This window comes from Acinetobacter sp. C13 (assembly GCF_016809775.1).
In the GTDB taxonomy this organism is placed as follows: domain Bacteria; phylum Pseudomonadota; class Gammaproteobacteria; order Pseudomonadales; family Moraxellaceae; genus Acinetobacter; species Acinetobacter pittii.
Genome location: NZ_JAFBJL010000002.1, coordinates 665,490 through 679,313, shown reverse-complemented (window position 1 = coordinate 679,313; position 13,824 = coordinate 665,490). Strand labels below are relative to the sequence as shown.

The 13,824-nt window shown below is 37.6% G+C and carries 11 protein-coding genes; 5 read left to right on the top strand and 6 right to left on the bottom strand.

Annotated elements, in window-relative coordinates; all coding sequences use genetic code 11:
* The first annotated feature begins 247 nt into the window (after positions 1-247).
* The 4 genes from JGE69_RS08410 to accC all read left to right on the top strand — a co-directional run bounded on the left by JGE69_RS08410 (position 248) and on the right by accC (position 4,086).
* A complete protein-coding gene (locus JGE69_RS08410; protein ID WP_033847358.1) occupies positions 248-1,573 on the top strand; it encodes a Y-family DNA polymerase in 1,326 nt (441 codons plus the stop codon).
* A gap of 235 nt (positions 1,574-1,808) precedes the next feature.
* Positions 1,809-2,264: a type II 3-dehydroquinate dehydratase gene (gene aroQ / locus JGE69_RS08405; protein ID WP_017480934.1), complete on the top strand. Its 456-nt coding sequence runs from the start codon at positions 1,809-1,811 to the stop codon at positions 2,262-2,264.
* A gap of 17 nt (positions 2,265-2,281) precedes the next feature.
* Positions 2,282-2,701, top strand: coding sequence for an acetyl-CoA carboxylase biotin carboxyl carrier protein (gene accB / locus JGE69_RS08400; RefSeq protein WP_000354611.1), 420 nt, complete (start codon positions 2,282-2,284; stop codon positions 2,699-2,701).
* A 17-nt stretch (positions 2,702-2,718) separates the two neighbouring features.
* Positions 2,719-4,086 carry an acetyl-CoA carboxylase biotin carboxylase subunit gene (accC, locus tag JGE69_RS08395; RefSeq protein ID WP_199112783.1) on the top strand — a complete coding sequence of 456 codons (1,368 nt, stop codon included), beginning with the start codon at positions 2,719-2,721 and terminating at the stop codon, positions 4,084-4,086.
* Between the two features lie 47 nt (positions 4,087-4,133).
* Here the strand turns inward: accC and JGE69_RS08390 are convergent, their stop codons facing one another.
* From JGE69_RS08390 to JGE69_RS08365, 6 genes are all read right to left on the bottom strand, one after another.
* A complete protein-coding gene (locus JGE69_RS08390; protein ID WP_002115710.1) occupies positions 4,134-4,637 on the bottom strand; it encodes a hypothetical protein in 504 nt (167 codons plus the stop codon).
* 155 nt (positions 4,638-4,792) lie between these two features.
* Positions 4,793-5,959 carry an MFS transporter gene (locus JGE69_RS08385; protein ID WP_199112784.1) on the bottom strand — a complete coding sequence of 389 codons (1,167 nt, stop codon included), beginning with the start codon at positions 5,957-5,959 and terminating at the stop codon, positions 4,793-4,795.
* 571 nt (positions 5,960-6,530) lie between these two features.
* Positions 6,531-7,559 carry a spore coat U domain-containing protein gene (locus JGE69_RS08380; RefSeq protein WP_199112785.1) on the bottom strand — a complete coding sequence of 343 codons (1,029 nt, stop codon included), beginning with the start codon at positions 7,557-7,559 and terminating at the stop codon, positions 6,531-6,533.
* Positions 7,550-9,958 carry a fimbria/pilus outer membrane usher protein gene (locus JGE69_RS08375; protein ID WP_227602401.1) on the bottom strand — a complete coding sequence of 803 codons (2,409 nt, stop codon included), beginning with the start codon at positions 9,956-9,958 and terminating at the stop codon, positions 7,550-7,552. Before JGE69_RS08375 ends, JGE69_RS08380 begins: the two co-directional genes overlap by 10 nt.
* A 40-nt stretch (positions 9,959-9,998) precedes the next feature.
* Positions 9,999-10,706 carry a molecular chaperone gene (locus JGE69_RS08370; protein ID WP_032063415.1) on the bottom strand — a complete coding sequence of 236 codons (708 nt, stop codon included), beginning with the start codon at positions 10,704-10,706 and terminating at the stop codon, positions 9,999-10,001.
* An 82-nt stretch (positions 10,707-10,788) separates the two neighbouring features.
* The gene (locus JGE69_RS08365) at positions 10,789-11,319 is read right to left on the bottom strand and encodes a spore coat U domain-containing protein (protein ID WP_060466594.1); all 531 of its coding nucleotides are present in this window, start codon (positions 11,317-11,319) and stop codon (positions 10,789-10,791) included.
* Positions 11,320-12,001: 682 nt separating this feature from the next.
* On the opposite strand from JGE69_RS08365, the gene JGE69_RS08360 reads away from it, so the two are divergent.
* The gene (locus JGE69_RS08360; protein ID WP_016145697.1) at positions 12,002-13,675 is read left to right on the top strand and encodes an FMN-binding glutamate synthase family protein; all 1,674 of its coding nucleotides are present in this window, start codon (positions 12,002-12,004) and stop codon (positions 13,673-13,675) included.
* Positions 13,676-13,824: the final 149 nt, after the last annotated feature.

The following is a 13,824-nucleotide window of genomic DNA, read 5'->3' as shown; positions in this document are numbered from 1 at the left end:
TGTCACAAAAAGGAGATCAATACGGTCTCCTTTTTTTATTAAAAATATTAAATCCTTATCTATTTTTTCCATGGTTAACCTAAGTTAAACCCACAGAACCACCCTAGTATTCTGCTAAAAATTTTGTTAACTTGATTTTGTTACATATTCAAGATGCAACTTTTTCATCCAACACTTCCTCCCACTGTGTTTATGAAAACAATATCAATATGTAGTTTTACCAATATTCTTAATGGGGCAAATCATAATGGAAATCTCACACCGCGAAATTTACGCGCTCGTAGACATTAATAATTGTTATGTGAGTTGTGAGCGACTATTTAATCCCAAACTTATTGGTCTACCAGTCGTAGTACTTTCTAATAACGACGGATGTGTTGTATCACGTAGTGAAGAAGCAAAAAATATGGGTATCAAAATGGGTATTCCATGGTATCAAATCGAACAAGAAGCTCTTCAAGCAGGTGTACACGTCTATTCAAGCAACTACACTTTGTATGCTGAAATGTCACGTCGCTTTTTTTCAGTTCTTGGTGAGTTTTTCTCGCCCGATGATTTAGAAGCTTATTCTATAGATGAATGTTTTATTCGCCTTACGCCTTACCTTCAATCTCTAGATATTCATTCTTATTGTGTCAAAGTCGTAGAAACCTTAGAAGAATGGTTAAGCTTACCCTGTTGTATTGGCATCGGATATTCAAAAACTCAAGCAAAATTAGCCAATCACTATGCTAAAAAAATTAGAAGCTTTAATAGAATTTGTAATTTCACCACTTTAGATCCTCTGCTTCTTGAAGACCTCATGCAACACACTTCAGTCAAAGAAGTCTGGGGAATTGGCTATCAATTAGTCAAACAATTACGGAGTTATGAGATTTATTCATGCTTAGACTTAACTTTTGCCAATGAGCATCATCTAGCAAAAGCTTTTTCTGTGGTTATGGCGCGTACCATTCGTGAGCTAAAAGGCCAATCCTGTATTCAACTCGACGATCCTGCAATTGTCACCAAACGAATTTTAGCATCACGTAGTTTTGCTCAAGCTTTGTCCAGCATTGAAATTATTAAGCAAGCACTTATTTTTCATCTCAACCGTGCTCATCGCCGTTTAATGAAACAAGAACAGCTCTGTGCCTGCGTTCAAGTCTTGCTTTATGAAAAAATAGATAAACCACCTTATAAAAAAGCATCTTCTCAAGCGATAGGCTTAAATTATGCAACAGATGATTTATGCATATTAACAAAAGCAGCCATGCAGCAAATTGATGTTTTATATAAAGAAAATAAAAAATATATAAAGATTGGAGTTTTATTTTGTGGTTTGCATCCTCGTCAACATCACATTGATGATTTATGGCAACCTCTTGAGTTGATTCAGCAAAGACAACAATTAATGCAAACGCTCAGCACAGTTCGTAACCGATTTGGCAGTCACTATTTACAAGTCGGTTATCATTCCCGTAATCCATCTTGGCACATGAAACAATGTCACCGTTCAAAAAATTATCTAACTCGATGGAATGAGCTATTAGTGATTGGAGAGAACTCTATAGCCGTTACACAAAATACATGAACTGTTTTTGTCAATTCAGTTTAAAATAAGCTCCATTAAATTACTTGAAATTTTGTCATTTTTTAACATTGCTAAATCATCGCAAAATTTACAATATATAAGCCGAATTTGGTATACCCTTTCTGCGACGATGAAAACAAATTATAAAAAAATTGTAGAAACATATGCCATAATAAGCAAACTTTGCAGACATCTTGCAAAGAATATTTGCAACTTTAGAGCTGGAGCAATCTGAATGAGTTCGACCATTTTGGTGATTCATGGACCGAATTTGAATTTGCTGGGAAAACGCGAACCAGAAGTATATGGTCATCTTACCTTAGATGATATTAACCAACAACTTATTAGCCAAGCTCAACAAGCTTCACTCACATTAGATACTTTTCAAAGCAACTGGGAAGGTGCCATTGTTGATCGTATTCATCAGGCTCAAACTGAAGGCGTAGAACTTATTATTATCAACCCTGCAGCCCTCACCCATACATCTGTTGCTCTACGCGATGCCCTACTTGGCGTTGCCATTCCATTTATTGAAGTACATTTGTCGAATGTCCATGCAAGAGAGGCATTCAGGCATCATTCTTATTTATCTGATAAAGCAATTGGCGTGATTTGTGGTTTAGGTGCAAAAGGCTATCGTTTTGCACTCGATTACGCTATTGAAAAAATTCAACCATCTAACCCAAACTAGTTTAGGAATAGTCGCCCATGGATATCCGCAAAATTAAGAAACTCATCGATTTAATGATTGAGTCTGACTTGCAAGCGATCGAAGTTAAAGAAGGTGATCAATCAATCGCTTTAACTCGTCGCAATCCTGTCGTTGCTGCGGCTGGTGTAGCACTTCCGGCTGCTCCTGTTGCAGAAGCACCAGTTGCAAAAACACCGCGTGGAGCAGTTGAAACTTCTCCAATGGTTGGCGTGTTCTACGCTGCTCCAAGCCCAGGTGAAGCACCATTTGTTAAAGTAGGTCAAACAGTATCTGCTGGTGAAACTTTGGGTATTATTGAAGCAATGAAAATCATGAACCCAATTGAAGCAACTCAAAGTGGCGTGATCGAAGAAATTTTAGTGAAAAATGGTGAAGTTATCCAATTCGGTCAACCTTTATTCCGTTATCGCGCGTAATTACCCCGGGGACGTCTATGTTGCAAAAAGTTTTAATTGCAAACCGTGGTGAAATCGCTTTACGTATTACCCGGGCTTGTAAAACATTAGGAATCAAGACTGTTGGTATCTATTCAGATGCCGACAAGGATTTGATGCATTTACGTTTTGTTGATGAAGCAGTATGTATTGGTCCGGGCGCAAGTAGTGATAGCTATTTAAATATCCCGGCAATTATTACTGCTGCAGAAATTACCGGTGCTGATGCTATCCACCCGGGTTATGGTTTCCTTTCAGAAAATGCTGAGTTTGCTGAAATTGTAGAAAGCTCAGGCTTTACTTTTATTGGCCCACGTCCAGAACATATCCGCCTTATGGGGAATAAAGTTTCTGCGATTGTTGCCATGAAAAAAGCTGGCGTACCTACTGTACCAGGTTGCGACCACGCAGTAACCATCCACAATGCCTTGGCAGAAGCGAAAGAAATCGGCTTCCCGCTTATTGTTAAAGCGGCTTCTGGTGGTGGTGGTCGTGGTATGCGTATTGTTGAACGTGTAGATACACTACTTGAATCAGTTCAAGCAGCACAGCGCGATGCAGAAATGTGGTTCGGTGATGATACCGTTTACATGGAACGCTTCTTACAAAAACCTCGCCATGTCGAAATTCAAGTTCTTGGTGATGGTAATGGTCATGCAATTCATTTATATGACCGCGACTGTTCATTACAACGTCGCCATCAAAAAGTACTAGAAGAAGCACCTGCACCAAACCTACCAGAGCAAGCTCGAGCTGATATTTTAGAAGCTTGTGTTCATGCATGTCAGTTGATGCAGTATCGTGGTGCTGGTACGTTTGAATTCTTATTTGAAGACGGTGAATTCTTCTTCATTGAAATGAATACTCGTGTTCAGGTAGAGCACCCTGTAACTGAAATGGTTACTGGTGTCGATATTATTGAACAACAGTTACGTATTGCTGGTGGCCTAGGACTAGAGCTTCAACAAGAAGATATCAAAGTTCAAGGACATGCAATTGAATGCCGTATCAATGCAGAGGATCCTACAACATTCTTACCTTCACCAGGTAAAATTGAAAGTTTCTATGCGCCAGGGGGTGCTGGTATTCGTTTAGATTCTCATATCTACCCAGAATACAGCATTCCACCTTACTATGACTCTATGATTGCTAAATTGATTTCTCATGGTAAAGACCGTGAAACTTCAATTGCTCGTATGCGTCAAGCGCTAGATGAAATGATCCTTACGGGAATTAAGACAAATATTCCTCTACATAAAGATCTTATTTTGCAAGATAAGAGCTTCTGCTCTCAAGCAATGGATATCCATTACCTTGAAAAACACTTGTTAAAGCAAGTCGAAGAAAAGAAAGCTGAAACTGCATAATAAAAAAAGCCTCTTATTTTTAAGAGGCTTTTTTTATATCTATAATTTTATGGTAATACCCGACGTAAAGTCGCAAAGCACTGCTCACCTTTAGCTGTTGAACAGAAATTGATTGTATGGTCGTTTTTCCATTGTACAAAATATTGTGAGACATCACCTGTTTGGTCTTGCTTCTGACCAGAACAATCTACTTTATTATTATCAAATTTAATTTGCATTACTAAAGCGGCTAGCTGCTCTTTAGGGTCATCAGATGGTTGATATTCATAAATACCATAAGACCATTCCTGACCGCTTTTGATCACTACATCATTACTACTACGAAAGTTATAGTATTCCACACATTTCTTATTATTTGGAATTTCCATTCCCCATAATCCCATAATTTCAGGGCGCGTAACAATACGTATAGCATTAGGATTACTTGCAGTCCGAACTGGTTGTTCAGCTGGCTGTTGAGTAGCCGTTTCTGCCACAGCCAAACCAGAACAAGCCCACAATAATCCAATAATATAAATATTTTTCATAGATTTATTAATCATTAAACGCATGAAGTTAAGTTAGCATATTTTTTGACAAAATCACTGCTCCATAACCATATAAAAACAATATTTTTCAACTGTAACGTGTCACAACAAGTCATCAAACAATTTTATATTTACTTGCATTTTTCAATATAAATTCTTTGTTTTGCATTATCTCAAGCTTAGGTGGTTGAAGAATCGACCTGTTTCGGAAGCCACTTTACAAAGCACAAACCTAAGAGCACAACCACACTGGCACACATAAAGATGAATTCACCAGAAAGAGTTTTCCAGAAATGCCCAGCCAGAACACTACCAAAAGCTACACCTAACCCCCACATGGTACTATAAAGTGCTTGTCCACGCCCTTGCTGTCCAGCAGAGAAGTTTTGAAAAATAACTCTCATTGCGATCAAGTGAAATAAACCAAAACTAAAGGCATGTAAGCACTGCGCAAAAAGTTGACCAATAAAATAATGTGAAAATACTGCAACTAGCATCCAACGTATGCTCGTCACTAGCAGACACACTATCACTAAACTGCGCCACGAAAAACGTTGAAAAATCTTTGAGGCAATTGAAAACATAAAAATTTCAGCAAAAACGCCCATGGCCCATAAAAATCCAATTTCAGTCGTACTGAAATTCAAAGATTTCAGAAAATTACTATAAAAACTATAAAAAGGCGCATGTGAAAAAAGTAGAATAAATTCAATTGTAAAAAATGCAGCTACTGTTGGGCGCTTAAGAACAGGAAGTAAAGGTTCTAAATATTTTTGGGAAGTAGGCGCGCTATCAGGTTCGCGGATTGTGAAAGACCAAATAAACGCTAGAGACGCGATAATTAATAGTAAAATTGGGAGCATTGAAATATGCACTATTTCTAAAATAGCCCCAATAGTGAATACCCCAACGATAAACCCAACCGATCCCCACTTACGAATTTTGCCGTAAAGTTTAGCCTTTTGATCACCCAACCAAAATAAAGTCACTCCCTCAAATTGAGCTAAAATCGCATTTTGAAAGAAACTAAAAATAAGCATAAGCAAAGCAACTGATTGAAAAGTATTTGGCACTATAAAAATAGCAAACCATATACAAGATTCCATCCAAGTTGCTATCCGAACAAGTAACATCCGCCTACCAGATTTATCAGCAATCCAACCCCAAACTAAAGGCGCAAAAAAGCGAGTTACAATCGCAATTGATGATAAAACACCAATTTCTTGATAATTAAATCCCTGATCTTGAAGATATAAATTCCAATAAGGCATGAATGTGCCCACGATGGAATAGTAAAAGAAGTAGAATCCACCAAGTCGAGTTTGGATAGTAAGTGGTTGAAACAATTTATAAACCTTTGTATTTTCATGAGGTTAAAATTTGGGATAGCTGTCACGCATGTAGCCATTTGTCTTTAGTACTACTAAGCATCCACAAATTTCGATTCGTAGATTCACCGAATAAAATACAATTAAACATATCAGAGCATCTCAGCCTTTCAATTTTAACACTTTGTTTTCCAATACAAATCATTAAATGATTGATAAGACAAAATAAAGAAAGAAAAGAGAACTGTAATTTAATTTGTACAATCTGTTAACTTGTGTAAAAATACATTTAATATTCACAAGGTATATATTTATCAGATGTTTTTTCTAATTTTTTTAATTTGTCTTTTTCTGTTTTTACTCATCCTGAAACAACATTATCGCTAACCACTTATCATCCCTACTTTTTTAAACTTATCTGCTTCTTTTAAATTAGAACAATTAAACATCAAATTCTATAAGTAAGGCCCCTTTTAAACTACACCTTTAAGTCGAGCCTAGCTTAAATATCAATTTTAAAAACTAATTATTATTCATCTCCGCCAATCAAAACATTGGCAAAATATCCAATCTTAGAATCAAAAAATTCTTAATAAGTTACTGTAACAACGATCGTATCTGAGTAATTACCCGGAGCTGTTGCAATAGTAGTACCTTGCGGAATTTTTCCATAGACATTTGTACCCTGAGAACTGCCCGAACCTGTTTTAGAAACACCTCCAGAACCTCCAACTGCGCTTACACCACCAGTAGTATCCCATACCGTAATATAATTCGAGTTCTGATATAACTGATACTGAATGTACTGACCACTACCATTTGCCATTTGCCTAAAGCCACCGGCAATACGGTTATTTCCATCCCCCAAATAAATACTATATGGCAGTCCATTATTACAGGTCGTATTCACCACTCCTTGAGCTGTATAATCACGAGTAGTCTTACCAATATCATTAATATTTCCAAAATCGACATTTGATGTTGAATCTATTTGACACAAACTTGGCACAACATAATTAGCAGTTATGGTGGTATTACCCGAGTCCCAACCTCCACCACTATCCCCCTCACACACAGTGCTAGAGCTTGCTTGCATGTCCCAAAATAGCTGAACCGTACCCGTATAGGTTCCTTTAGGATATGCCATGAGCGAACCCGTACGAGCTGGTACTTTTATATTTACTGAGTAACTTATAACATTCTTTGAAGAGACGGTTTTCACAGGCCCATACCAGACATTCGAATTTTGATTAGGCGTAGAAGAGCCAGCCCCACCTACACTTGCAGTTACCGTATAGGGTAATGAAACATTATTATTACTACTCGTGGTTCCAGTAAAAACGGTTTTCATACACATATAACCTGAAATTTCTGGTGTTGAACGTGCTCCATAACAACGTATTGTCCCAGTGTATGTCAGTACTGCATCATTGTTAATTGTTGCAGCAGTGTATGTATATGTGCCAGAATTTGGCGCTGTAGCTGTGCAATCTGCATGGGCGGAATTAAAAAATGTAAAGATCAGGCATAGCAAACCCGTTCCCAAAAAATATTTCAGGATAAATGAAAGTGCTCTAAATGTTGTCGGTTGGTTAAAGCTAGCAATATTTATCGACATACATAAGGCCCCAATTTTTTAGCACTGTATTGCTTATTTTCATACGCAAAAACAACTTGGCATGAACCATGATCCAGAAGATCAACTTCAAGTTTGTTTTGCTTCAATAGGTTTGGAATAAATACTTCGCCGTCGTAACCAATTATTCCATCTTGCTGACTATTAATTTGAACGGCATAACCCGGCATTAACGGTGAGTTGTTTTGATCAACCAGTTTCACTAACCCTGAAATAACCTGATGAGCACCGAAGTCAACCAAGGTTCCTTGGCGGTAACCTACAAACGCTGTCTGATTCGTAGAGCTAACTTCCCACTCTAAAGGTAAATATGATGGGTCTAGGTAGATATGATGAGACATGTAGGGTCTTAAATTCGCAATTAAGAATCGGCCAGACTTATCGGTCGCACCTAAATTAACACCACCATTTAGAATTTGGCTTTGCGGCCCTGCATTAGTGACAACCGCATAGCCGTCTCCAATTTCATTGGCCGCAAAGATGCGTCCCGCTGCCGCAACCAGTGAACCTGTTGCTGAAAGTGCGACCTGATCGTTATCTCCAAATCGGTTATAGCGTCCTGTCAGGTAAGCTGCTCGGGCACGGTAAGAGGCATAAATTGAAGCATTATTCTCCTGCGCATCCTGATCACGTTCAACATAACCGCCCCAGCCAAACGAACCAATTTGTGGATCAGTAAATCCATTGATTTCTTGTCTATAGGTTGCTTTACCACTATCACTAGAAACACTCGTGATCGCATTCACTTTACTGGACGGTGTATATCGCAGCGCAAAGTAAACTCCATAGTCCTTGTGGTTTTCATAATCTTTATACGCTGATGCATAAAAACCCCAGTTCTTGTCCAGACTTCCACTTAAACTGGTAGACAGTAATTTATAGGAGTTGTCGCTATATTTAATCTGGTTATAACCCAGATAAACCCCGTAACCTGCATAAAAGTTATAATTAATCCCTGCCCTAAAAATCTCATCTGCCAGTGCGCTGTAGTTCAGGTAGTTCTGCGGTTCAGAAGTCATCTGGTTATCTTTTAAATATCTCACTTGAGACACACGGGCAAGGTCAAAGTAGTTATCGAATACTTTGCGGTAACTGGTGTTAAATGAAATGTTCTTACTGATGCGCCCCTCTAAACCCAACAAGGCAGAATAGCCGTTTTCATCTTTATATTGGCTCGCTGCAATGTCGGCATTGATCACGCCAATACCCAAAATATTTTTGGCAAATCCTGTGCCTAGGTTCGACAGACCATCTGTTGAAGCTTCTGCACCACCGCTTAAGGTCAGAGAGTTACTGTAACCGTATCGGATCGCACCTGAGGCAAAGGTGGCATCATCATAATCGTTTGAATAGAGTCCATAGTTGTAGCGTGGCACCCCAACATCTACTGAAAACTCATTTATGCCTTTTGCCAGAATCTTGGATGAAAAATAGTACGGCTTTTTGGTAATGCTCTGCTGTCCCGTTGCATCGGTAGTCACAAGGGTGACTTCGTTTCCTGAAATAAATGGGAGCTGTTTAATATCAAAGGGACCAGATGGCACTAACCCTGAATAAATCTTTTGCTGGTTGACGTATAAATCTAGGGTTGAAGGCAATGCTGCCGAGCCGGAAAATTGTGGTAGCGCCGAGGTGACAATATCACCGCGTTGGCTATAAGCACTCGACCACTGGAAACCGGCAAGACGGACACTGCTTCCCCAGTCTGGGCTATTAGAAATAAAGTCGCCTAGGGTATATATCCTGATCTTTTCAGGGTCGACATATTGCCACTTAGTTTCCAGTCGCACCCACTTTTCATGGCTATAGCTAGTTTCATTACTACCGTTATATAAAACCCCTGATGAAAAGTTACCGATTGCGCTGTTAAAGATCCCTTCTGCCGTACCTGAGAAAACATTCTCATCATTGGTTATAGTATGATAGAGGCTGTAGTTCAAAATAGCCGCGTTTAAGGGTTTCATCTTTAGCAAATGTGGGTTAGTGACCTGCTGGCCACTTAAGTCGACTGAGTAACCCGTTAACATGTTCGACGGAACTTTTAGGTTTAAAGACTGCTCATTCTCGAGATATTTAAACTGGATTCCGTTTAGATCGTTGATACATACCCACTGGTTATCTGGGATATGTTCATCCATTTTTAGTCTTAAAGTTTTTAAATCACGAGAACGGATATATAGTTTTCTATCTTGATCCTGCCGTACCGATATTAAATCTTTAGAAATATTTGAGTTAACAGAAATATTTAAAAATAGCTGTATATATCCCTGATCAGAACCAAAGGCCTGATGAGCAGAATTCGTAACTTCTGGAATACTTGGTAAGACAGCATTGGTACTATCTTGTAATGATTCAGCAGCGGCATGAATCGGCAAGTACATAACACATAAGGCACTTACGATATATTTCATATGTGCCTCTTTAAAGAGATGTTTGCTTACCGTTAATATTTAATGAAATATTATATTTATGATCTGCTTGAAATTTAAAATCAGGACTAATATTAAAATTTCTCGCTTTCCCGGCAAGAATATAACCATTCACGGTGTTTACTTTAATGGGATAGCTTTTATTTGCTGTTGTATCCACAAGTATTAAGTTATTTAAAAGCGCATGTCGATTACCAACATTACTTATAGTGAGATAAGCGTTATTTTGTTCTTGTTGTATTGACCAATTCAGTTTAGTAATCGCATCTTTATTGACGACAAATACAGGTAATGACGAACGTAGTAGTACGTTAACGCCTTGATCAGCTTTACGACTATCAATTGGTTTTGGTAACTCATCAATAATAATACGATAAGTTTTTTCACCAGAAATAGGCTCTGGGTTAATTCTAACTACACGTAAGTTATAAGAGTCACTAGGTTGTAGTTTTAAAAATGGCGGACTAATTACAATCTCATCCGTAGGGATTAACTGATCTTGACCAGCATTTTGTCTCCACTCAAATACACGCACCTGCAAATCAGCACTTTCATTTGACTGGTTATATAAACTAATGGAAGATGCAGCCTGATCACTCAATATTTCAACACTAACAGGTGAAAGGCGGATTGATGCTGCATTTAGCATACTAGGCAAAAATAACAATAAGCTTGTAACAACAAAGATATTTTTTTTCATGATTTGCCCAGAACTACTTTTCTCAAATTGAGCTAGCTCTTTTAAAAAGAGCTAGCGATGACGCAACTAAACTTATTAAAAATTAATAAGTCACTGTTACAGTCACAGTGTCAACATAGCTACCCGCACTTGGTAAAGTTGAACCAGCAGGAATACGACCATAAACATTAATTGTTTGTGGCGCACCAGTACCATTACCACTATATGCAGTGGTTGCAATACCGATCGCTGTTGCACGATTAGTGTCAGAGTAAAGGTTGTAAGGAATATATTCGTTGCTTGAAGCACCACCAATCATATTACGTTGAGAAGATTGCGCGTTTTTACCGCCATCAAAAGCCAGAGTCCATGGCACAGTGTTGTTACATAACACTTTAATTGCAGTTCCACCTGTCGTTGTAGTATCTGCATCTACGTTGTTTGCAAGCGAACTTAACGTACCAAAATCTAAAATTGCATTTGAGGTAGTACCAGTTGCAGAAGTATTGAGAACACAACTATTTGCAATTGTTGCTTTAACAGTTAATGTACCGGCGGCATTTGCGGCATTTGCAGCATTAATAGACATTGAACCCATAGCAATTGCTGATAAACAAATGAGAGACTTATTCATGGTTAAAAACCTTTTTACATTACGCCAATAAAATTAATAGATGTAAAAACTAGCCTTCCCCATCACAATCACTAGCTTTTCTGATTGTTTTTTCAAAGCATTATTTTTTTACTCTATTTAGGGCGCATAATACAAAAAAACAACAAAATCACTAACAGGACTTTCATTCTAAATATCAATTAATAATTCAACTTCTGATGAATTTCTCAATTATAAAATTTTCTAAGGTTTATCATACCTTTTATATCAATTTTTGATACTTTCATTCAACTTTTATTAGTTTTTCTAAAAAAAATATAAATTTTCATTAGTTAAAGTTTACCATCACTTTTAGTATTTTATATTTTTTTAATATTTGGTCAAAAAAACTAGAACAAAAAGTAAGCGCCTGATTATTCTATATATTTTAAATGAATAAGAAAATAATACTTTATGAATAAGAAATCTAAGTGCTTTATCACACTTTTAGAATTTTTTTAAAGATTTCAGTAATTAAACACAAGTGTTCGCCAACAATAGCATGTGTTGCCATCTCAACTATTTCTAAAAATTAAATGAAAAATTAAACCCAATAATCTTTGGATTTTGTTATACCGTCCTTAAGCTAACAATTCCATACTTGTGGTTTTAGTTCCTTCTTGGCAAGGTATGTATCAGTAAAACATTAGGAATTTGTTCCAATATGGCGAGTCCAGCACAAATCATCCGACATAAATTTCTCAATACATTCTTTTCACGCCATTCTCTTTGGTTTTTATGTATTTTTACTGCGCTCAGCATCACATGGTTTCGAACCGTATATACCCCGCATAGTATCTATTATTTTATTTCTGATACTCTCCTTAATGGTTTATGGGTAGTTACAGGCGCCTTAAGCCTATTAGGCCTCTATGATGTTTTACAGAATAAACATTCAATTTTAAGAAATTACCCAATTATGGGACACTTTCGTTTTTTGTTTGAAGATATACGCCCCGAAATTCGTCAATACTTTATTGAAGCGGATCAAGATGCTCTACCTTTTTCTCGCATGCAACGAAGCTTAGTTTATCAACGTGCTAAAAACGAAAATGCAGATAAACCTTTTGGCTCAATTATTGATGTCTATCAAGAGAATTACCGCTTTATTGTCCACTCAATAAGCCCTTGCCCACCAGCTGATCCAAAGAGCTTCCGCATTCAGGTGGGTAATGCACAATGCCTTCAACCCTATAGTGCATCCATTATGAATATCTCTGCCATGAGCTTTGGTAGTTTAAGTGCCAATGCAATTCGAGCACTCAATAAAGGAGCGCAATTAGGTGGGTTTTATCACGATACTGGTGAAGGTAGCTTAAGCCCTTATCATCTCGAAAATGGTGGAGATATTGTTTGGCAAATTGCCAGTGGTTATTTTGGTTGCCGTACCCTAGATGGAAAATTTGACGAGCAAAAATTTGCTAAACAATCTCAATTGCCACAGATCAAAATGATCGAATTAAAGCTTTCACAAGGTGCAAAACCGGGCCATGGCGGTATCTTACCTAAGCATAAAATTACCGAAGAAATTGCCCAAATTCGTGGCGTTTCACGCGATCATGATTGTATTTCTCCTGCTAAGCATTCTAGTTTTTCTACCCCCATTGAAATGATGCATTTCTTACAGAAGCTGCGAACATTATCTGGCGGCAAGCCAGTTGGTTTTAAACTGTGTATTGGCCAACCTTGGCAATTCATGAGTATTGTTAAAGCAATGCTTGAAACAAAAATTGTTCCCGACTTTATTGTTGTGGATGGTTCTGAAGGTGGTACTGGTGCAGCACCAATTGAGTTTAGTGACAATATTGGTACCCCATTACGAGAGGGCTTACGCTTTGTCCATAATACTCTTGTCGGTGCAGGACTAAGAGATCAAGTTAAAATTGGCGCAAGTGGTAAAATCATTAGTGCTTTTGATATCGCTAGCACTTTTGCACTCGGTGCAGACTGGGTTAATTCAGCACGTGGTTTCATGTTTGCAGTTGGATGTATTCAGGCACAAAGCTGCCACACCAACCAATGCCCTGTGGGTGTAGCGACTCAAGACAAAGATCGTCAAAAAGCAATTGATGTACCGACTAAATCAGAACGAGTATTTAATTTTCATAAAAATACCTTGCATGCATTATCAGAAATGATTGCTGCAGCAGGTTTACGCCATCCTTCTGATATTAAAGCTCATCATTTGGCTCAACGAGTAAATGACCGTGAAATTAAGAACTATGCTCAGTTGCATTTTTTCTTGAAAGAAGGTGAACTTTTACAATCTGAACTTAATAATGACGATGATAATTTTTATTATCGGATGTGGAACATGGCCGATGCCAATCATTTTTAATTTATATTAATTTTTATAATTTGAGCATCACCTTTATAGTGTGATGCTCTTCCATATTTAAAACTAATATGTGATTTTTGCTTAAATTTCACTCCCCTTTTAATTTGTATTTAATAGATTTTTCACCTAATATAAAAGTATAAATAACG